Here is a 19308-nt window from a genome sequence, read left to right on the forward strand (position 1 = left end):
GACCGAGAAGGCTGCGATACCATCCGACTCCCCAACGAACTCCCGCCAGGACGACGCGATGAACCGAGTGTTGTACCCAGGTACCTTCGACCCTATTACCAAGGGCCATGGCGATCTGGTCGAACGCGCCGCGCGCCTGTTCGACCATGTGATCATTGCCGTCGCCGCCAGCCCGAAGAAAAATCCGCTGTTCCCGCTGGAGCAACGTGTGGAACTGGCCCGCGAGGTCACCAAGCACCTGCCCAACGTGGAAGTGGTCGGTTTCTCGACGCTTTTGGCGCACTTTGCCAAGGAAAAGAACGCCAATGTGTTCCTGCGCGGCCTGCGGGCGGTCTCGGACTTCGAATACGAATTCCAACTGGCCAACATGAACCGGCAACTGGCACCGGACGTCGAGAGCCTGTTCCTCACGCCGTCGGAGCGCTATTCCTTCATTTCCTCGACCCTGGTCCGGGAAATCGCGGCGTTGGGCGGAGATATCACCAAGTTCGTCCACCCGGCCGTGGCCGATGCGCTGACCCTGCGCTTCAAGAAATAACCCGCGGGCTGCGACCCGCTGCCGCCCAACACAGCGCAGTCCATCGCGCCCGCGTGCACTGCGCTCGCCAATGCGGCACAATTGCGCCCATACGTTTTTCATATGCCCGGGCCCAACGCCCCGGCAGGAGCCTGCATGTCCCTGATCATCACCGACGACTGCATCAATTGCGACGTCTGCGAACCTGAATGCCCGAACGAGGCCATTTCCCAAGGCGAAGAGATCTACGTCATCGACCCGAACTTGTGCACCCAGTGCGTCGGCCATTACGACGAACCCCAGTGCCAGCAGGTCTGCCCGGTGGATTGCATCCCTCTGGACGAGGCGCATCCGGAAACTGAAGAACAGTTGATGGCGAAATATCGCAAGATTACTGGCAAGGCTTGAGCCGGATGGTTTTGTAGCGTCTGATCCGGCCCTATCGCGAGCAGGCTCGCTCCCACAAGGGATTTGCCCAGGGCACAGATTATGTGTACTCAATAGATCCCTGTGGGAGCGAGCTTGCTCGCGATGAGGCCAGCAGCCGCACTGAAGGCGTCACTCCTGCCGCTCAAACCCCTCCCCGATACACCCCAGGCACCGCACAAACGTGGCCTTCGCCGGGTCCACCACCAGCGCCTTGCCCGCATCGCCGACCCCGCCGCCCAGTGCGGTAAAGGGCAACGACACCACGAATGCCCCGGCACCGATCACCGTGGCGGCCAGCAGCAACGGACGGGCGATCAGCAGGTCGCCGATCATGGCGAAGGCCGGCGGGTTCTGGATGGTGTAGCGCGGGTCGCCGCTGCCGTCGCTTGCCAGGGCAGGCAAACCGACACTCAGCAGCAGCGCGAGAACAACAGGTCGAAGCAGTTTCATCGGGCGATCCTTCGGCTAAATCACTATGACTATTGACTATAGACCGTAGGACAAATCAGCTCTGGCAGCGTGGACACCAGACGCTCGCACGCTGGCCCAGGCGGATTTCCCGCAGCCCCGTGCCACAGACCTTGCACAGTTCCCCGCCCCGGCCGTAGACGAACAGTTCCTGCTGGAAATAGCCCGGCTGGCCATCCCCGCCGATAAAGTCTCGCAGCGTGGTGCCGCCGCGCTCGATGGCATGGGCGAGGATGCGCTTGATCTCGATCGCCAGCTTCAGGTAACGCGCCCGGGAAATGCCTCCGGCGGCCCGACGTGGGTCGATCCCGGCGGCGAACAGGGCCTCGGTCGCGTAGATATTGCCCACCCCCACCACCACCGCGTTGTCCATGATGAACGGCTTGACCGCCATGGAACGCCCTCGCGAAAACTGGAACAACCGTTCGCCATCGAACAGGTCGGTCAACGGCTCGGGCCCCAGGCGAATCAACAGTTCGTGATTGAACGGGTCAAGGCTCCAGAGCATCGCGCCGAAGCGGCGAGGGTCGGTGTAGCGCAAGGCCAGGCCGGACTCCAGCTCGATGTCCACGTGCTCGTGCTTGGCGGCGGGCATGCCGATTTCCACCAAGCGCAGGTTGCCGGACATGCCCAGGTGGCTGATCAACGTGCCGACCTCGGCATTGATCAACAGGTACTTGGCCCGCCGCTCCACCTGCACGATGCGCTGGCCCGAGAGCCGCACGTCGAGGTCTTCCGGGATCGGCCAGCGCAGGCGGCGATCGCGGACCACCACGCGGCTGACCCGCTGGCCTTCAAGATGGGGCGCGATGCCGCGACGGGTGGTTTCGACTTCCGGCAGTTCTGGCATGAGGTTCTCGCGTCAGGCGACACCGTGCACTCAACGAGTGGCGAGGTCGCGAATTTCCTGTTTCTGGGTCTGGAAGTCGTATTCCGACAACCCGATGTAATCGAGCACCAGGCTGCCGACGCAATCCCACTCGTGGTCTTCGGCCTGATTGCCGAGCACCCGGTGGGACGCGCAGATGTTCTCGGACATTTTCAGGATCGCCAGCAGGTTCTTCAGCTGGCTGTTATTGCGTGAAGACTCGTCGCTGAAGATCGCCAGGGCATTGTGGTGGTTGGCGATGGCCTGGCTGACGTGATCCGGCAGGCGCCAGGATTTGGAGGTGTAGTAACCGACCACCGCATGGTTGGTGTTGAACTCGCGGTTCTCGGTGTCCACCACCCGGCACTCGGCGCTGGCATTGGCGTAGGCCTCTTCCAACACACCCATGTAGGTGGGGAACTGCTTGAGCATCAACGGCACGCCGCAATCGTGGAACAACCCCAATGCATAGGCTTCGTCGCCATTTTCCAGGCCGACGCGCTTGGCCAGGGTCAGGCAGGTCATCGCCACATCCTGGGCGGTATCCCAGAAGCGGTTCAGGGTGACGATGGCGTCATCGTGCAGTTCGCCCTTGATCGACTGCGCATTGATCAGGTTGATGATCGAACGGCTGCCCAGCAGGTTCACCGCGCGCTGGATCGAGGTGATCTTGTTGCGCAGGCCGTAGTACGGCGAGTTGACGATCTTGAGCAACGCCCCGGAGAGGCCAGGATCTTGGGAGATCAGTTTGGCGATGGCCTCCAGGTCCGGGTCGGGCATGTACTGCTCCATCTGCAGATCCACCATGATCTGCGGCTGGGGCGGCACGCTGATGCCTTGCAAGGACTGTTGGATCTGTTCGGCGGAAAGTTCTTGGGACATGAGTACACACTCCGGGTCAGGCGGGGATTCTAACCCTTAAAGATGGATCCGATACACCGCCGGGTAGATCGGCGGAACTTTCCTTCAGGCGCAGGCTTCGGACTTTACAGGGCCGACATTCAAGCCTGCATAAAGGCTTGAGTCGGCAACCCAGCCACTCAGCTTGAGGAGATTTTTCATGCCTGGCTCCCTGAACAACAAACGTGTCGCCATCCTCGTGACCGACGGTTTTGAACAGGCCGAACTGACCGGCCCCCAACAGGCCCTGGAACAGGCCGGCGTCAAGGTTGATATCGTTTCGGCCCGCGAAGGCCAGGTCAAAGGTTGGAACCATGACCAGCCGGCCGACGATTTTCCGATCGACCTGACCTTCAAGGCCGCTAATGTCGAGCAGTACGACGCCGTGGTGCTGCCCGGTGGCGTGCAGAACTCCGACACCATCCGCATCGACCCCGACGCCCAGGAACTGGTCAAGGGCTTCGAGGCGGCGGGCAAGCCCATCGCGGTGATTTGCCATGGCGGCTGGCTGCTGGTGTCGAGCGGGCTGGTCAAGGGCAAGACCATGACCAGCTACAAGACGCTCAAGGATGACCTGGTCAACGCCGGCGCGAACTGGGTCGATAAGGAAGTGGTCAAGGACGGCACGTTGATCAGCAGCCGCCAGCCCGATGACATTCCGGCGTTCAACCGCGAGTTGATCAGCGCGTTGTCCGCCTGAAGCCTGCCCGACACCGTGGCGAGGGAGCACGCTCCCTCACCACATGTCCACCACATGTCTACCGCAAGCCCCGCCAAGGTTGCAACACGGTATACTCCCGCTCTTTTTTCCGGAGCGACGTCATGTCCCTGCCTAGCCTGCGCCTCAAAGCCAACGCCGACCGTCGCCTGCGCGCCGGCCACCTGTGGGTCTACAGCAACGAAATCGATGTGGCCGCCACCCCACTGCACGGCTTCAAGGCCGGCGACCAGGCCGTCCTCGAAGCCGCCGGCGGCAAGCCGCTGGGCATCGTTGCGATGAGCCCCAACAACCTGATCTGCGCCCGGCTGCTGTCCCGCGACGTGAAGCTGCCGCTGGACAAGTCCCTGCTGGTGCATCGCCTCAACGTGGCGTTGTCCCTGCGCGAGCGGCTGTTTGACAAGCCGTTCTATCGCCTGGTCTACGGTGATTCCGACCTGTTGCCAGGCCTGGTGGTCGACCGTTTCGGCGACATCCTGGTGGTGCAGATCGCCTCGGCCACGATGGAAGCCCACAAGGACGACGTGATCGCCGCCCTGACCCAGGTGCTCAAGCCCAGCGGCATCCTGTTCAAGAACGACTCCGCGGCCCGTGACGCCGAAGGCCTGAACCGCTACGTCGAGACCGTGTTCGGCCTGGTGCCGGAATGGGTCGCCCTGGAAGAGAACGGCGTGAAGTTCGAAGCGCCGGTCATGGAAGGCCAGAAGACCGGCTGGTTCTACGACCACCGCATGAACCGCGCACGCCTGGCCCCGTACGCCAAGGGCAAGCGTGTACTGGACCTGTTCAGCTACATCGGCGGCTGGGGCGTGCAAGCCGCGGCGTTCGGCGCCAGTGAAGTGTTCTGCGTCGATGCCTCGGCCTTCGCCCTCGACGGTGTCGAGCGCAACGCCGCGTTGAACGGCTTCGCCGAGAAGTTGACCTGCATCGAAGGCGACGTGTTCGAGGCCCTGAAGGAGCTCAAGGCCAGCGAAGAACGTTTCGACGTGATCGTGGCCGACCCGCCCGCTTTCATCAAGCGCAAGAAAGACCTGAAGAACGGTGAAGGCGCCTATCGCCGCCTCAACGAACAAGCCATGCGCCTGCTCAGCAAGGACGGCATCCTGGTCAGCGCGTCGTGCTCGATGCACCTGCCCGAAGACGACCTGCAAAACATCCTGCTGACCAGCGCTCGCCACCTGGACCGCAACATTCAACTGCTCGAACGCGGCGGCCAGGGTCCAGACCATCCGGTACACCCGGCCATCGCCGAAACCCGCTACATCAAGAGCATCACCTGCCGGTTGTTGCCCAACAGCTGAGGCCGGGCGGGGCCAGGGCCGTAGCGCTGTGCCCCGCACACTCCAATTGCATCCTGATCGCGGCCTTGGCTGCGATTTTTTTTGCGTGCGTGAATAAGTCTCTAGGAAACCCCCCACGCAATTACCAGAGTCTTCCTACTCAATCACCCCGCGCCTGGCCGGGATGACGCATTAGGATTGAAAGCGATCCCTCAGGTATGCCTTGGAACGCCTCATGACTGATCCGCAAAACCACCTGGCCGCCCGCAAACCGGCCACCGTCGGCCTATTGCTGGCCCTGACATTGCTCGGCGTCTTTCCAATCGACGTCGTGCTACCCTCGTTCCCCGCCCTGTCCGCGCAGTTTGAACGTCCATCCTCAGACATTGCCCTGTCTGTCAGCCTGTTCGCAGTGGGCATCGCCCTTTCGCAACTGCTGATCGGTCCGCTTTCCGACGTTATGGGACGAAAAAACCTGCTGTTGATCGGGATCGCCGTTTCAGCGGTTGGAGCAACAGGTTGCGTACTCGCCGACAGTTACTGGTCCTTTCTCTTCTTCCGTGTCGTCCAGGCCTTGGGGTGCGGTTGTTTCGTGCTGTCCCAGGCGCTGATCCAAGACCTGTTCACTGGCCAGGAACAGCAGCGACTGCGGATTTTCCTGGTCACCTGCGGGGGGATTTTCATTTCTGTTTCGCCCCTGGCCGGCACCGGGCTGCAAAGCTGGATGGGCTGGCGAGGCAGTTTCCTGGTGTTCATTGCCCTGGCAATCGGTGCATTCATCGGCGCCAGTCGTTTACTTCAACGTTGCGCGGCAGGCAGCCAACCCAGGCGCCTGGATCTCATCGCCGCCTATCGGAAGGTCTGCCGCGACTTCAGTTTCATGGCCTATTGGCTGACCTCGGCGCTGGCTTTTTCCTGCCATTTCTCGTTCATCGTCATTTCACCGCTGGTCCTGATCGACCAGTTGCACCTCTCGCCCGAGGCTTTTTCACTGGCGCTGCTGGGCTATGGCTTGGCCTACATCGGCGGGGGCGCGGTGGCGACCGTGCTGAGCAATCGCATCGACCCGCAGACGCAAATCATCACCGGCCTGGGCCTGATCCTCGCGGCGGGGATCCTGATGTTGGGGCTCTCCAGTCACCTTGGCTTGTCGGTCACCACCCTGCTGCTGCCCATGATCGTGTGCACCGCCGGGACGACCATTGCCCGTGCGGCGGCCCACACCCGGGCCATGAATCTATTCCCCGAGCAAGCCGGCACATCGGCCTCGGCCGGTAGTGTGCTGATCTTCATCGTCGGCGGGTTGACCAGCGCCGCGATCAGCCTTACCCCGCTGGATTTGCAGGTCACCCTGGCCCTCTGCCTGGTCCTGCTCAGCCTGTTGGGGCTGGCCCTCAATGCCCTGGTCCGGCAGCGTGGCAAGGCGTTGTTGCCCGGCTGAACCCTGCCAGTCGTCATCCCGCGCACGACATTGGCGCCCGATCAGCGCTTTGCGTCATTTCATCCTGGCGCCAGCGGTGTAGAATCGTGGCATTCATCGCCATTCATCCCCGGCGGGTTTATGAGCTCATGCTGAGGCGCGCAGTGATCCTGCAAAGTCATCAGCCACTTCCGGACACACGGCCAAACCCGGGTGTTCCAGACGTCGACAGAAGCTCACTTCCCCATTGATACCTGATAAGTACCTGTTTAGCCGCCCGGAGTGCTCCATGCCTGATTACCGCTCGAAAACATCCACCCATGGCCGCAACATGGCCGGCGCCCGTGCCTTGTGGCGCGCCACGGGGATGAAGGATGACGACTTCAAGAAGCCGATCATCGCCATTGCCAACTCCTTCACCCAGTTCGTACCGGGCCACGTCCACCTCAAGGACCTCGGCCAGCTGGTTGCCCGGGAAATCGAACGCGCCGGCGGCGTTGCCAAGGAATTCAACACCATCGCCGTGGACGACGGCATCGCCATGGGCCACGACGGCATGCTGTATTCGCTGCCGAGCCGCGAGATCATCGCCGACTCCGTCGAATACATGGTCAACGCCCACTGCGCCGACGCCATCGTGTGCATTTCCAACTGCGACAAGATCACCCCAGGCATGCTCATGGCCGCCCTGCGCCTGAACATCCCGGTGATCTTCGTCTCCGGCGGCCCGATGGAAGCCGGCAAGACCAAGCTCGCCAGCCACGGCCTCGACCTGGTCGACGCCATGGTCATCGCCGCCGATTCCAGCGCCTCTGACGAGAAGGTTGCCGAGTACGAGCGCAGCGCCTGCCCGACCTGCGGTTCGTGCTCCGGCATGTTCACCGCCAACTCGATGAACTGCCTGACCGAAGCCCTGGGCCTGGCCCTGCCGGGCAACGGTTCGACCCTGGCCACCCACAGCGATCGCGAACAGCTGTTCCTGCAGGCCGGGCGGACCATCGTCGAGCTGTGCAAGCGCTACTACGGTGAGAACGACGAGTCGGTGTTGCCGCGCAACATCGCCAACTTCAAGGCGTTCGAAAACGCCATGACCCTGGACATCGCCATGGGCGGTTCCACCAACACCATCCTGCACTTGCTGGCCGCGGCCCAGGAAGCCGAGATCGATTTCGACCTGCGCGACATCGACCGCCTGTCCCGTCACGTACCGCAACTGTGCAAGGTCGCGCCGAACATCCAGAAGTACCACATGGAAGACGTGCACCGTGCCGGCGGGATCTTCAGCATCCTCGGCTCCCTGGCCCGTGGCGGCCTGCTGCACACCGACCTGCCGACCGTGCACAGCAAGACCATGGCCGAAGGCATCGCCAAGTGGGACATCACCCAGACCACCGACGAGGCCGTGCATCACTTCTTCAAGGCCGGCCCGGCGGGCATCCCGACGCAAACCGCGTTCAGCCAGTCGACCCGTTGGGAAACCCTGGACGACGACCGTGAAAACGGCTGCATCCGCAGCGTCGAGCATGCGTATTCCAAGGAAGGTGGCCTGGCCGTGCTGTACGGCAACATCGCCCTGGATGGCTGCGTGGTGAAAACCGCCGGCGTCGACGAGTCGATCCATGTGTTCGAAGGCAACGCGAAGATTTTCGAAAGCCAGGACAGCGCGGTGCGCGGCATCCTCGCTGACGAAGTGAAGGCCGGCGACATCGTGATCATTCGCTACGAAGGCCCGAAAGGCGGCCCGGGCATGCAGGAAATGCTCTACCCAACCTCCTACCTGAAGTCCAAGGGCCTGGGCAAAGCCTGCGCCTTGCTGACCGATGGCCGGTTCTCCGGCGGTACCTCGGGCCTGTCCATCGGCCACGCTTCGCCGGAGGCAGCCGCTGGCGGCGCCATCGGCCTGGTGCGGGACGGTGACAAGGTCCTGATCGACATTCCGAACCGCTCGATCAACCTGTTGATCAGCGACGAAGAACTGGCCGGACGCCGTGTCGAACAGGACAACAAGGGCTGGAAACCGGTGGAAGTGCGTCCGCGCAAAGTCACCACGGCCCTCAAGGCCTACGCCCTGCTCGCCACCAGCGCCGACAAGGGCGCGGTGCGTAACAAGGCGATGCTTGACGGCTTGTAAGCGCTGCAACCGCCCATAAAAATGCCCCGCCAAGTGCGGGGCATTTTTTTGGCTCCTGTTCGGCCCCTTGGAGCCAAGTGATCTTTTGTGGCGAGGGGATTTATCCCCGCTGGGCTGCGCAGCAGCCCTAAAGCAGTGAACTCATCTCCCTGGCACACCGAGTTGCCTGGTGGGGGCCGCTTCGCAGCCCAACGGGGATAAATCCCCTCGCCACAGGGTTCCTTGGTATCCCTGTGGGAGCGAGCTTGCTCGCGATAGCGGTGTGTCAGCTAATGAAAATACTGCTGATCTAGCGCAATCGCGAGCAAGCTCGCTCCCACAGGGGGGGTGTGGGTCTTATTGGATATCTTCCGGCTTGACGATCACCCAGTTCTTGTCCGCCGTCACCGGCAATCCTTCCTTGGCCTGGGCCGCGGCGTGCTTGGCCATCATGCCGTTAATCTGGGTCATGTATTTGTCCTTGCGGTTGACCCACAGGTGGATGCCGCCCTTGGCTACGTCCACATCGTGGAACAGCATGTAGCCATCGCTGCTGGGGGTGTCGCCGCCCACCAGCACCGGTTTTTTCCATTCGTCGATGTACGTCAGGATCGCCGCATGCTTGCCGGCCATCCAGGTCGCCGGGGTCCACAGGTAAGGCGTGTACTCCAGGTCGAGGTTGGCCTTCTCGTCATATTTGCCGGCGGTGATCTGTTTGCGCGCGGTGGTCAGCTCGCCGGTCTTGCGGTCCTTGAGCAGGGTGGTCACGCCGATCACGTTCTGCGGCTTGAGGTTGTAGCCGTACTTCGGATCGGAGGCGACCATGCGCACCAGCTCTTCGGAAGCGGCGGTCATGACATAGACCTCGATGCCGTTCTCCATCAACTTGTTGTACAGCTCGGCCTGGCCGGTGAAGACTTTCGGCGGGTTGACGTTGTACTGGACCACCTTGTCGCCATCGTAATAGGTGGTCAGCACTGGCTTGCCGGACGCCATCAGCTCGTCGACGTGGCCCTTGAGTTCCTTGAGAGTGAAGCCGGAAAACACCTGGGCCACCCACGGGTAGCAGACCATGTCATCGATCTCGCACAGGCGGTAGTAGTAACTGAAGAGGCTTTCCTTGTGGTCGGCGGTGTCCTTGAACGGCATCAGCTTCAAGGACGGGTCCAGGGTTTCCCGGGTGATGAGGCCCTTGTTCTCCAGGAACGGCAGCAACGACTCTTCCAGATCGTAGCGGTAACTGGTGTTGTCCATGTCGAACACCGCGTAGTTACCCTTGTTGGCGTTGGCCGCGATCATCGTCTCCAGAGCCTTGGCCTGTTCCGCCGGCCAGTGTTTGAGATCGGTGGCGAGTGCTTGGCCGGCAAGGCCAAGGCTCAAGGCGATAGCGAGAAAACGAGGTGCGAGCTTCATCGGCATTTCTCCCAGGTGCAAAGAACCCGACGCTAACAAATGCTTGTGACAGTCCTCGCCTGCCCGCGACCGCTTGCGTCTTGATAGCGCCAGCGACATATCCATAAACGTCGCCGCCTTATTCCATAAACGACAATATTCATGCGTTTTTAATATTAAATCATTAGTTATCAGGCTGTTAGGCTTCCCGGCTCACAGTCGCGGCTTCGGGCGACTGGCACGTCTTATCGGAGTCTTTTTTGATGAATCTGCCGCTGATCCTCAACCTGCTGGTGTTCCTCGCCTTGCTGTTCGGCCTGGCACAAACCCGTCACCGCACCTGGAGCCTGGCCAGGAAAGTGCTGCTGGCACTGGTGCTGGGCGTGGTGTTCGGTCTCGCCCTGCACACCATTTACGGCGCCGGCAACCCGGTGCTCAAGGCCTCGATCGGTTGGTTCGACCTGGTGGGCAACGGCTACGTGCAGTTGCTGCAAATGATCGTGATCCCGCTGGTCTTCGCCTCGATCCTCAGCGCCGTGGCCCGCCTGCATAACGCCTCGTCCCTGGGCAAGATCAGCGTGCTGACCATCGGCACGCTGCTGTTCACCACCGCCATCGCCGCGCTGATCGGCATCGGCCTGACCAACCTGTTCGGCCTCACCGCCGAGGGCCTGGTGGCCGGCACCCAGGAACTGGCGCGCCTGCAAGTGATCCAGAGCGACTACGCCGGCAAGGTCGCCGACCTGAACATCCCGCAATTACTACTTTCATTCATCCCGCAGAACCCCTTTGCCGACCTGGCGCGGGCCAAGCCAACGTCGATCATCAGCGTGGTGATCTTCGCCGCGTTCCTCGGGGTCGCGGCGTTGCAGTTGCTCAAGGACGACGTGGAGAAAGGCCAGAAAGTGGTCAACGCCATCGACACCCTGCAAAGCTGGGTGACGCGCCTGGTGCGCCTGGTGATGAAGTTGACGCCGTACGGTGTGCTGGCGCTGATGACCAAGGTGGTGGCCGGTTCCAACCTGCAGGACATCATCAAGCTCGGCAGCTTTGTCGTGGTGTCGTACCTGGGGCTGGGCCTGATGTTCGTCGTCCATGGCCTGCTGGTGTCCGCTGCCGGGATTAACCCGTTGCGCTTCTTCCGCAAGATCTGGCCGGTGCTGACCTTCGCCTTCACCAGCCGCTCCAGCGCGGCCACCATCCCGTTGAGCATCGAAGCCCAGACCAGCCGCCTCGGCATTCCGCGGGCGATTGCCAGCTTCAGCGCCTCGTTCGGCGCCACCATCGGCCAGAACGGATGTGCCGGCCTTTATCCGGCCATGCTGGCGGTGATGGTCGCGCCGACCGTGGGCATCAACCCGCTGGATCCGTTGTGGATCGCGACGCTGGTGGCGATCGTGACGTTGAGTTCGGCCGGGGTGGCCGGGGTCGGTGGCGGCGCGACATTCGCCGCGCTGATCGTGCTGCCGGCCATGGGCTTGCCGGTCTCGCTGGTGGCGTTGCTGATTTCCGTCGAACCGCTGATCGACATGGGCCGTACGGCGTTGAACGTCAGCGGCTCGATCACCGCCGGGGCGATTACCAGCCAGGTGATGCAGCAGACTGACAAGGCGTTGCTCGATGCCGAGGAGCATGGGGCGTTGGTGCACGCTTGATGGGATGTACCCGCTGAATCGCCATCGCGAGCAAGCTCGCTCCCACAGTGGCCGGCGGTGATCGCAGAGAGTGCGCTCACCAAAAACCCAATGTGGGAGCGAGCTTGCTCGCGATGCTTTTAGCGCTTCTCCCACACCTCAAAGCTGTAGGCCGGCTTGTCCCCTTCGGCCGGGTTCGGCTGGTTCGACACCAGCGTCCACTGGCTCGCCTCAAACGCCGGGAACCACGCATCCCCTTCCGGGCTCAGCGCCACGCGGGTCAGGTACAGCCGATCCGCCTGCTCCAGGGCCTGGGCGTACAGTTGGGCGCCGCCGATCAGCATCAACTCGTCGACGCCTTGTTCCAGCGCCCACGCCTCGGCACGCGCCACCGCAGCCTCCAGGGTGGAGAACACTTCCGCGCCCTCCAGCACCAGGCCCGACTGGCGGCTGACCACGATGTTCAGGCGTCCCGGCAGCGGTCGACCGAGAGAATCCCAGGTCTTGCGCCCCATGATGATCGGCTTGCCCAGGGTGGTGGCCTTGAAGTATTTGAAATCCCCCGGCAGGTGCCAGGGCATGCGGTTGTCGATGCCGATCACACGGTTTTCACCGAGGGCTGCGATCAGGCTTAAAGGGAGAGTTTTGTTCATGGCCGCGAGGATACCAGAGGCCCGGCGTACCCCGACAGGCATCACAGCGGTTATGCTCAACCCTCATTCGAGCAACGGAAGCACCCGTGACAGCACTGCAGAACCTCTGGTTGACCGAGACGATACGCCTGCGTGAAGAACACGCCGGCCCCCTCGAGGACCAGGAAGCCAATCGCCTGGCCCGTGCGGCAGGCGGCGACTTAGCCACCCGCATCCACCACCGCGCCCGCTGGCTGGCCGATCGCGATGGCCTCACGCAAGCCCTGCGCCATTGGCTGCAAGGGGCGCGCCTGGCGCTGCTCGCATTGGCGCTGCTCGCCATCATCAGCGGCGCCGGCCTGGGCTTTGCCGCACTCGGCGACGGGCAGGCACCGGTCAATGTGTTCTGGGCCTTGGGCAGTCTGTTGGGGCTGAACCTGATCCTGCTTATCGGCTGGGCCCTGGGCCTGATCTTCGCTGGCGAGCAAGGTGCCACGCTGGGGCGCCTGTGGTTGTGGCTCAGCGAAAAACTTGCCCGCGACGCCAAGACCGCCCAACTGGCGCCGGCCCTGCTGCTGTTGCTGCAACGGCACAAACTCAGTCGCTGGGCCCTCGGCGTGTTGGTCAATGGCCTGTGGCTGTTGGCGATGCTCAGCGCGCTGGTCATTGTCCTGCTGCTGATGGCGACCCGGCGCTATGGCTTCGTCTGGGAAACCACCCTCCTCGGCGGCGAAACCTTCGTCGCCATGACCCAGGCCCTCGGCGCGCTGCCCGCCCTGCTGGGTTTCAGCGTGCCAACGGTGGAAATGATCCGCGCCAGTGGCGACGGCGCCCTGAACATCGAGAGCGCCCGCCAGGCCTGGGCCGCCTGGCTGGTGGGCGTGCTGCTGGTCTATGGCCTGTTGCCGCGCTTGTGCCTGGCACTGCTGTGCCTGTGGCGCTGGCGGCGCGGCCGCACCACCCTGCGCCTGGACTTGAACCTGCCGGGCTACGCCCAATTGCGTGAACGGCTGATGCCCAGCAGCGAACGACTGGGCGTCAACGACGCCGCCCCCGCGCAATTGCATCGAGTCGAAAGTGCTGTCAGTGCAATGGACAGCGACGGCGCGCTGCTGGTGGCAATCGAGTTGGACAATCGACCCTGGCCACCCAAGCTGCCCGAGACCGTGAAAAGCGCCGGTATTCTCGACAGCCGCGAGTCTCGCCACAAACTCCTGGAACAACTGTCACGCTTTCCCCCTGCACGCCTGGCCATTGCCTGCGACCCACGCCGTTCGCCGGACCGCGGCAGCCTGGCGCTGATCGCCGAGCTGGCCCGCAGCGCCAGCGCCACCCGCGTCTGGCTGTTGCAGGCGCCGCCCGGCGAAGCGTTGGACGCCGAGCGCCTGGGCGACTGGCACACCGCACTGCAACAGTTGCAGTTGCCCTTCGCCGACTGCATGCCCTTGAACTGGCTGGAGACCGGCCATGACTGAGCCCTTGAAGCCGCTGAAGCTGGCGGTGGTCGGCCACACCAACGTGGGCAAGACCTCGCTGCTGCGAACCTTGACCCGCGACGTCGGCTTCGGCGAGGTGTCCCATCGCCCGAGCACCACCCGGCATGTCGAGGGTGCGCGCCTGTCGGTGGACGGCGAAGCGCTGCTGGAGCTGTACGACACGCCGGGCCTGGAGGACGCCATCGCCCTGCTCGATTACCTCGAGCGCCTGGAGCGTCCTGGCGAACGCCTGGATGGCCCGGCGCGCCTGGCCCGCTTCCTCGAGGGCAGCGAGGCGCGGCAACGCTTCGAGCAGGAGGCCAAGGTGCTGCGGCAACTGCTCGCCAGCGATGCCGGGCTGTATGTAATCGATGCCCGGGAGCCGGTGCTGGCCAAGTACCGCGATGAATTGGAAGTGCTCGCCAGCTGTGGCAAACCGCTGCTGCCGGTGTTGAATTTCGTCAGTAGCGCCCACCATCGCGAGCCCGACTGGCGCGAAGCCCTGGCGCGATTGGGGCTGCACGCCCTGGTACGGTTTGACAGCGTCGCCCCGCCCGAGGACGGCGAGCGACGCCTGTATGAGAGCCTTGCGCTGTTGCTGGAAAGCGCCCGTGGGCAACTGGAACGCCTGGTCGCCGACCAACAGGCCCAACGCCTGGCCCGCCAGCAGAGCGCGGCGCGCTTGATCGCCGAACTGCTGATCGATTGCGCCGCCTGCCGACGCAGCGTCGCCAGCGATTGCGAACTGGAACGCGAGGCCATCAGTGAACTGCGCACCGCCGTGCGTCAGCGCGAGCAGCGTTGCGTCGAGGCCCTGCTCAAGCTCTACGCCTTCCGCCCCCAGGACGCTGCCGCCAGCGACCTGCCGCTGCTCGACGGGCGTTGGGGCGATGACCTGTTCAACCCCGAGACGCTCAAGCAACTGGGCGTGCGCGTCGGTGGCGGGATCGCGGCGGGCGCGGCGGCCGGGGCCGGCGTCGATTTGCTGGTGGGCGGCCTGACCCTGGGTGCCGCCGCCCTGGCCGGGGCCATTGTCGGCGGCACCCTGCAAACCGCCCGCAGCTATGGCAACCGGTTGATGGGCAAGCTCAAGGGCCAACGGGAATTGACGGTGGACGACAGCGTGCTGCGCCTGTTGGCCCTGCGCCAACGCCAACTGCTGCAAGCCCTCAACCAGCGCGGCCATGCGGCGATGGACAGCATCCGCATCGCCACGCCCCAGGACAAGACCTGGCGCGAGGGCAAGCTGCCCGAAGCGTTGAACAAGGCGCGGGCGCATCCGCAATGGTCATCCTTGAATACTCAACCGCGCTTGAGCCAGGCAGAGCGGCAGGAGCAGGTTGAGCAACTGGCCGAGCAGCTCTGAACGACACAAAGCCTTGTGCCAAGTACACAAACCCCTGTGGCGAGGGGATTTATCCCCGCTGGGTTGCGAAGCAACCCCAACATAAAACACCTCGGTGTATCAGATCACCTGCGCGGCTCTTGGGGGCTGCTACGCAGCCCAGCGGGGATAAATCCCCTCGCCACAAAAGCAATCCATCACTCGTTGTTCAAGGCCTTGAGGGCCGCCGCCGCTTCAGCCAACTCCAGTTCACTGAACACCTTTACGCCATGCCGCGTGAGCAACGCCGCCGTCACGCCTTCGCCGCTGACCTTCACCCCGCTGAACGTTCCGTCATAGGTCAGCAGGTTGCCGCACGACGGGCTGTTGGCCTTGAGCACGGCGATGCGGATGCCGTGTTCACGTACTCGCTCCAACGCTTGATACGCGCCTGACAGGAACTGCGCACTCACATCCTCGCCGTCGGTGGTGATGACCGCTGCCTTGCCGTCGAGCACTTGCCCGCCCTGCCCGCCTGGAATCTCCGCTGCCGCCCGAGGCGTAGGCAAGCCGCCGGCGACTTCCGGGCACAGCGGCACGATCCGGCCTTCGTCGAGCCACTGCTGAAGTTGATCGAACGGCCCGCTGGCACCGCCGTCGTAACGCACGCGATGCCCGAGCAGGCAGCGACTGACCAGGATCTTTTCCATCTTCAGAACAACTCGTTGCCGCGACGGCGGAACCAACCGGTCAAGGACAAGCGATTGCGCGTGGCCGGCAGTACTTCATGGGGAATGTCCCCCGACAGGAACACCACCAGGCAACCGCCGATGGGCACCACGTCCTGTTCGAGGCTTTCATCCAGGTACATGCGCAACTGGCCGCCGTGTTCGGGCAACCAGTCGTCATTGAGGTAGAGCACCGCCGACACCATGCGTCGGTCGTCATCGCGGAAGCGGTCGACGTGCCTGAGGTAGAACGCACCGGGTGGGTAGAGGGCAAAGTGACTTTCGAAATCTTCCAGGCCCAGGAACAACCCGCGATTCATCGCCTCGCGCAGGCTGTCCATCAGCGCCAGGTAATGGTCGCAGGCTTGCGCCTGGCCGGGTTCGATCCACTGGATGTGATCACCCCGGATCCCTTCGCGGATCTCCGAGAACGGCCCGCGCCCGACCGCTGCCGGGGCCAGTTCGCCCTCGGCGGCCCGCTGGCGGCATTCGGCCGCCAGGGCGCGGGTCAGCGCATCCGGCAGGAACAGGTTCTGCTGCGACCAGCCGCGCTCGGCCAGGTCGTCGACGATACGTAACAGCAGCGGGTGATCAGAAGGTATTTGCATGGCGCGCATAGTATGCCTGTGCCTGCAAAACCGACAGCGCCACGCAGCGGGTTCGCTGCGTCAAATAGCACCGCCGTACGAACTTGATACGAATTCTCGACAAGACCCCGCACCCCACGGAGAATAGTCGGCTGCTGACAGGAGTCCCTATGCGCCGTTTGCTTTTCTCACTGTTGATGTTCTGCGTTTTGCCCGCCTGGGCAGACAGCTACGACCAGTTGTACAAGGTCGCCGGCTGGCCGGAACAGCGGGCGCATTTCAGTGACGCCTTGGGCGCCGCCCAGCAGCGCTATCAGAGCAGCCTGCCGCCGGCGGTGTTCCAGGCCCTGGTGAACAACAGCAATCAACGATTCGCCCCCCAGGCCATGGACCAGCGGGCCGAGGCGCAGATGCGCAAGAATCTGCCTGACCCGAACCCGGCCCTGAGCTTTTTCCAGTCGCCCCTGGGCCGCAAGGTCGTGGCGGCCGAGCTGTTGGCGACCCGGCGTGATCAATTGGCGAAAAACGCCAAGGGCCTGCCGAAGATGCCCGCCAGCGACAACCGCCTGTTGATCATCGGCCACCTGGCCCAGGCCCTGCCCGCCCGCGAGGCCGGCGCCGAAGTCAGCCTCGCGATCGCCGGCGTGGCGGCCGACAGCCTGAGTTCGATGATCCCGGGCCTCTTGGGCGCCGGCCAGGCCCAGGGCATGCTCAACGGCCAGCGCCAGCGGTTAATGGAACAGATCGGCGCGGACCTGAACAACACGCTGCTGTACGTCTACCGTGACCTGACGGATACCGAGCTGGAAGAGTTCGCCACTTTCGCCGAATCGAGCGAGGGCCAGGCTTATTATCAAGCGGCTTTGGCGGCGATTCGGGCGGGGTTGGCGGTGGGGCAGGATCTCGGGCAGTAGTTCAGCGCCGCCATCGCGAGCAAGCTCGCTCCCACATTGGATCTCGCTGCTCAATACCCTGTGGGAGCGAGCTTGCTCGCGATAGCAATAGCCCGGTCACCGCCGAACCCGGCTCATCCGCTTCGTCAGAAAACCAAACATCTCCTGCCGCATCGCCAGCGCCTCATTCGCCAAATGATGGCGTCCCTCGGGCAACATCAACACCTGCGGCCGATCGAACTTGCTGCGCAGCACTTGCAGGTTGTGCACCCAATCCACCGTCATGTCCGCCTGCCCCTGCACGATCAAGGGCTGGCGCGGGCTGCTCGGGGCGGCTTCGATACGTTTGATCCATTGCCCCAACGCGCCCACCCAGGCGGTGGGCAGGCGCAGGGGTTGCAGCGGGTCGGCTTGCAGGAATGGCAGGAAGTCCGGGTCGGTGGAGTTCTCGCTGAAACGCCGGGCGATCCCCCTCACGAAGGGTTTGAGCAGGTAATAACTCAGGCGTGACCAGCCCCAGGCCCGCGGCCGCACCAGGGGCGACAGCAGGATGACCTGGCCCTGGGCCGGGCTCTGCGCGCCCTGGTTGAGCACGTGATCGACGACGATGGCCCCGCCGGTGCTTTGCCCGCACAGATGCCAGGGTTGCGGCAGGTCTAGCGTCCCGGCCTCGGCCAACAGGCCCTGCAAGGTGGCCTGGTACTCGGCAAAATCCCCGATGCTGGCGCGCTCGCCACTGGACAGGCCGTGGCCCGGCAGGTCGCAGGCGATCACTGCGAATTTCTGCTCCAGGGCCCATTCGATCAAGTGCCGGTACAGCCCCATGTGATCGTAGTAACCGTGGAACACAAACAAGGTCGCCACGGCCTTTTCCGGCCACCAGACCTGGCTGACCAGCTCATACCCACCCACCTCGAAACGCCCCAATCCCTTGCGCACGCTGCGCTGGGGAAAGTCCAGGCCATAGAACCGCTGGTAGGCCTGGGCTTGCTCGGACAGGGCTTGCCACTGGGCCAGCGGTTGCAGGCTGGCACGCAGGAGATCGGGGTCGAAAGTGGCAGGCATCAAGATTTCCAGGCATAAGCGCATCGCGCGAAACAGACTTTGTAGGCCTGCGATATTCATCTGTCGCGGCAGGCATGGCAAGCTACGCGGCTTCAGAGGATCGACTCCATGCGCCCGTCCCACCGCACGACCTTGCTCGCCAGCCTGCTCGCCCTCGGATGCGCCGTCGTATTGTGGATGGCCTACGACTGGTTCCAAGACCGTTTCCTGCGGGCCTTCAGCCAACACACGGCGGTGTTTTCCGGCGACCCGCTGCGCCTGCCTGCCGATCTGGCCGGCCCCGGCGCAATACGCCTGGTGCATTTCTGGGACCCGGCGTGCCCGTGCAACGTCGGCAACCAGCAACACCTTGCCGAGCTGGTCGATAAATATGGGCCGCAAGGCGTCGAGTTTTATGCAGTACAAAAAGCCGGCAGCCAAGGTCAGCTGCCGGCCACCTTGAGCCACTTGAAAATCCTACCGGCGCTCCCCGGTTCAAGCCAGATTCCTGCGAGCCCGGCCGTGGCGATCTGGGATCGCAGCGGCAAACTGGCGTACTTCGGCCCCTACAGTGAAGGCCTGACCTGCAATTCGAGCAATAGCTTCATTGAACCGATTCTCGAGGCGTTGAGTATTAACCGACAAGTTAACGCGACCCATACCCTGGCGGTGGGTTGTTATTGTCCGTGGTCGACTTCCAATTGACCCATAACACTACGATGCGTATTAGCCAGCCATTAACTGCACTTACGCAAAGTTAAAACACGTGTTTATTTCTAGAGTCCTTGCTCAAAGTGGGCCGAGCGGCTGAACCGTTTGTCGGATCCAATTTCCGCGCGGACGGCCGATACGCCTCGATTTTTACCTGCGCCCCCGCGCCAGACGGGTC

At 63.3% G+C, this 19308-nt stretch carries 19 protein-coding genes; 11 read left to right on the top strand and 8 right to left on the bottom strand.

The genetic code is table 11. The features are described 5' to 3' along the window. Window positions 1–58 precede the first annotated feature (58 nt). Window positions 59–538 (top strand): pantetheine-phosphate adenylyltransferase, encoded by a 480-nt coding sequence (gene coaD, locus LQ215_RS14375; RefSeq protein ID WP_003177462.1) that lies wholly within the window; start codon window positions 59–61, stop codon window positions 536–538. Window positions 539–673: 135 nt separating this feature from the next. Then, the gene (locus LQ215_RS14380; protein ID WP_003206534.1) at window positions 674–925 is read left to right on the top strand and encodes a YfhL family 4Fe-4S dicluster ferredoxin; all 252 of its coding nucleotides are present in this window, start codon (window positions 674–676) and stop codon (window positions 923–925) included. 150 nt (window positions 926–1075) lie between these two features. On the opposite strand, the gene LQ215_RS14385 is transcribed toward LQ215_RS14380, so the two are convergent. The 3 genes from LQ215_RS14385 to LQ215_RS14395 are packed head-to-tail and all read right to left on the bottom strand — an operon-like array spanning window position 1076 to window position 3110. Further along, window positions 1076–1396: a hypothetical protein gene (locus LQ215_RS14385; protein WP_018609455.1), complete on the bottom strand. Its 321-nt coding sequence runs from the start codon at window positions 1394–1396 to the stop codon at window positions 1076–1078. A 55-nt stretch (window positions 1397–1451) separates the two neighbouring features. Beyond that, a complete protein-coding gene (gene mutM, locus LQ215_RS14390) occupies window positions 1452–2264 on the bottom strand; it encodes a bifunctional DNA-formamidopyrimidine glycosylase/DNA-(apurinic or apyrimidinic site) lyase (protein WP_230150753.1) in 813 nt (270 codons plus the stop codon). A 30-nt stretch (window positions 2265–2294) separates the two neighbouring features. Beyond that, entirely contained in the window at window positions 2295–3110 is an 816-nt protein-coding gene (locus tag LQ215_RS14395) for an HDOD domain-containing protein (RefSeq protein WP_230150840.1), read from the bottom strand. A gap of 232 nt (window positions 3111–3342) precedes the next feature. Between LQ215_RS14395 and LQ215_RS14400 the strand changes: the two genes are divergently transcribed. From LQ215_RS14400 to ilvD, 4 genes are all read left to right on the top strand, one after another. Then, window positions 3343–3882: a type 1 glutamine amidotransferase domain-containing protein gene (locus tag LQ215_RS14400; protein ID WP_230150755.1), complete on the top strand. Its 540-nt coding sequence runs from the start codon at window positions 3343–3345 to the stop codon at window positions 3880–3882. Window positions 3883–4004: 122 nt separating this feature from the next. Then, window positions 4005–5201, top strand: a complete 1197-nt coding sequence (locus LQ215_RS14405) for a class I SAM-dependent rRNA methyltransferase (protein WP_060740176.1) — start codon at window positions 4005–4007, stop codon at window positions 5199–5201. Between the two features lie 214 nt (window positions 5202–5415). Further along, the gene (locus LQ215_RS14410) at window positions 5416–6621 is read left to right on the top strand and encodes an MFS transporter (RefSeq protein WP_230150758.1); all 1206 of its coding nucleotides are present in this window, start codon (window positions 5416–5418) and stop codon (window positions 6619–6621) included. Window positions 6622–6889: 268 nt separating this feature from the next. Beyond that, window positions 6890–8731, top strand: coding sequence for a dihydroxy-acid dehydratase (gene ilvD / locus LQ215_RS14415; RefSeq protein ID WP_223472126.1), 1842 nt, complete (start codon window positions 6890–6892; stop codon window positions 8729–8731). Window positions 8732–9067: 336 nt separating this feature from the next. On the opposite strand, the gene LQ215_RS14420 is transcribed toward ilvD, so the two are convergent. After that, window positions 9068–10123: a haloacid dehalogenase-like hydrolase gene (locus LQ215_RS14420; protein ID WP_230150759.1), complete on the bottom strand. Its 1056-nt coding sequence runs from the start codon at window positions 10121–10123 to the stop codon at window positions 9068–9070. A gap of 242 nt (window positions 10124–10365) precedes the next feature. Here LQ215_RS14420 and LQ215_RS14425 point away from each other — a divergent pair, with 242 nt between their 5' ends. Next, window positions 10366–11757, top strand: a complete 1392-nt coding sequence (locus LQ215_RS14425; protein WP_230150762.1) for an L-cystine transporter — start codon at window positions 10366–10368, stop codon at window positions 11755–11757. Between the two features lie 119 nt (window positions 11758–11876). Here the strand turns inward: LQ215_RS14425 and LQ215_RS14430 are convergent, their stop codons facing one another. Next, a complete protein-coding gene (locus LQ215_RS14430) occupies window positions 11877–12389 on the bottom strand; it encodes a dihydrofolate reductase (protein WP_230150764.1) in 513 nt (170 codons plus the stop codon). An 86-nt stretch (window positions 12390–12475) separates the two neighbouring features. Between LQ215_RS14430 and LQ215_RS14435 the strand changes: the two genes are divergently transcribed. Beyond that, the gene (locus LQ215_RS14435; protein ID WP_230150767.1) at window positions 12476–13843 is read left to right on the top strand and encodes a DUF2868 domain-containing protein; all 1368 of its coding nucleotides are present in this window, start codon (window positions 12476–12478) and stop codon (window positions 13841–13843) included. Then, on the top strand, window positions 13836–15209 hold the full coding sequence (locus LQ215_RS14440) for a GTPase/DUF3482 domain-containing protein (protein ID WP_230150769.1): 1374 nt from the start codon (window positions 13836–13838) through the stop codon (window positions 15207–15209). The genes LQ215_RS14435 and LQ215_RS14440 overlap by 8 nt, the downstream gene beginning before the upstream one ends. 176 nt (window positions 15210–15385) lie before the next feature. Here the strand turns inward: LQ215_RS14440 and LQ215_RS14445 are convergent, their stop codons facing one another. Next, window positions 15386–15877, bottom strand: a complete 492-nt coding sequence (locus LQ215_RS14445; protein WP_230150771.1) for a DUF523 domain-containing protein — start codon at window positions 15875–15877, stop codon at window positions 15386–15388. Between the two features lie 2 nt (window positions 15878–15879). Next, entirely contained in the window at window positions 15880–16512 is a 633-nt protein-coding gene (locus LQ215_RS14450) for a 2OG-Fe(II) oxygenase (protein WP_230150773.1), read from the bottom strand. A 140-nt stretch (window positions 16513–16652) separates the two neighbouring features. Here LQ215_RS14450 and LQ215_RS14455 point away from each other — a divergent pair, with 140 nt between their 5' ends. Further along, the gene (locus tag LQ215_RS14455) at window positions 16653–17396 is read left to right on the top strand and encodes a DUF2059 domain-containing protein (protein WP_230150775.1); all 744 of its coding nucleotides are present in this window, start codon (window positions 16653–16655) and stop codon (window positions 17394–17396) included. A gap of 96 nt (window positions 17397–17492) precedes the next feature. On the opposite strand, the gene LQ215_RS14460 is transcribed toward LQ215_RS14455, so the two are convergent. Further along, the gene (locus LQ215_RS14460; RefSeq protein ID WP_230150777.1) at window positions 17493–18440 is read right to left on the bottom strand and encodes an alpha/beta hydrolase; all 948 of its coding nucleotides are present in this window, start codon (window positions 18438–18440) and stop codon (window positions 17493–17495) included. A gap of 108 nt (window positions 18441–18548) precedes the next feature. On the opposite strand from LQ215_RS14460, the gene LQ215_RS14465 reads away from it, so the two are divergent. After that, the gene (locus LQ215_RS14465) at window positions 18549–19124 is read left to right on the top strand and encodes a DUF6436 domain-containing protein (protein ID WP_230150779.1); all 576 of its coding nucleotides are present in this window, start codon (window positions 18549–18551) and stop codon (window positions 19122–19124) included. Window positions 19125–19308: the final 184 nt, after the last annotated feature.

Origin of the sequence: Pseudomonas brassicacearum, assembly GCF_918698105.1 — a bacterium.
Lineage (GTDB): Bacteria > Pseudomonadota > Gammaproteobacteria > Pseudomonadales > Pseudomonadaceae > Aquipseudomonas > Aquipseudomonas brassicacearum_F.

Bases quoted from the DNA above. Each gene is read 5' to 3' on its own strand.
- coaD (WP_003177462.1), top strand. From the start codon at position 59: ATGAACCGAGTGTTGTACCCAGGTACCTTCGACCCTATTACCAAGGGC.
- LQ215_RS14380 (WP_003206534.1), top strand. From the start codon at position 674: ATGTCCCTGATCATCACCGACGACTGCATCAATTGCGACGTCTGCGAA.
- LQ215_RS14385 (WP_018609455.1), bottom strand. From the start codon at position 1,396: ATGAAACTGCTTCGACCTGTTGTTCTCGCGCTGCTGCTGAGTGTCGGT.
- mutM (WP_230150753.1), bottom strand. From the start codon at position 2,264: ATGCCAGAACTGCCGGAAGTCGAAACCACCCGTCGCGGCATCGCGCCC.
- LQ215_RS14400 (WP_230150755.1), top strand. From the start codon at position 3,343: ATGCCTGGCTCCCTGAACAACAAACGTGTCGCCATCCTCGTGACCGAC.
- LQ215_RS14405 (WP_060740176.1), top strand. From the start codon at position 4,005: ATGTCCCTGCCTAGCCTGCGCCTCAAAGCCAACGCCGACCGTCGCCTG.
- LQ215_RS14410 (WP_230150758.1), top strand. From the start codon at position 5,416: ATGACTGATCCGCAAAACCACCTGGCCGCCCGCAAACCGGCCACCGTC.
- ilvD (WP_223472126.1), top strand. From the start codon at position 6,890: ATGCCTGATTACCGCTCGAAAACATCCACCCATGGCCGCAACATGGCC.
- LQ215_RS14420 (WP_230150759.1), bottom strand. From the start codon at position 10,123: ATGAAGCTCGCACCTCGTTTTCTCGCTATCGCCTTGAGCCTTGGCCTT.
- LQ215_RS14425 (WP_230150762.1), top strand. From the start codon at position 10,366: ATGAATCTGCCGCTGATCCTCAACCTGCTGGTGTTCCTCGCCTTGCTG.
- LQ215_RS14430 (WP_230150764.1), bottom strand. From the start codon at position 12,389: ATGAACAAAACTCTCCCTTTAAGCCTGATCGCAGCCCTCGGTGAAAAC.
- LQ215_RS14440 (WP_230150769.1), top strand. From the start codon at position 13,836: ATGACTGAGCCCTTGAAGCCGCTGAAGCTGGCGGTGGTCGGCCACACC.
- LQ215_RS14445 (WP_230150771.1), bottom strand. From the start codon at position 15,877: ATGGAAAAGATCCTGGTCAGTCGCTGCCTGCTCGGGCATCGCGTGCGT.
- LQ215_RS14450 (WP_230150773.1), bottom strand. From the start codon at position 16,512: ATGCGCGCCATGCAAATACCTTCTGATCACCCGCTGCTGTTACGTATC.
- LQ215_RS14455 (WP_230150775.1), top strand. From the start codon at position 16,653: ATGCGCCGTTTGCTTTTCTCACTGTTGATGTTCTGCGTTTTGCCCGCC.
- LQ215_RS14460 (WP_230150777.1), bottom strand. From the start codon at position 18,440: ATGCCTGCCACTTTCGACCCCGATCTCCTGCGTGCCAGCCTGCAACCG.
- LQ215_RS14465 (WP_230150779.1), top strand. From the start codon at position 18,549: ATGCGCCCGTCCCACCGCACGACCTTGCTCGCCAGCCTGCTCGCCCTC.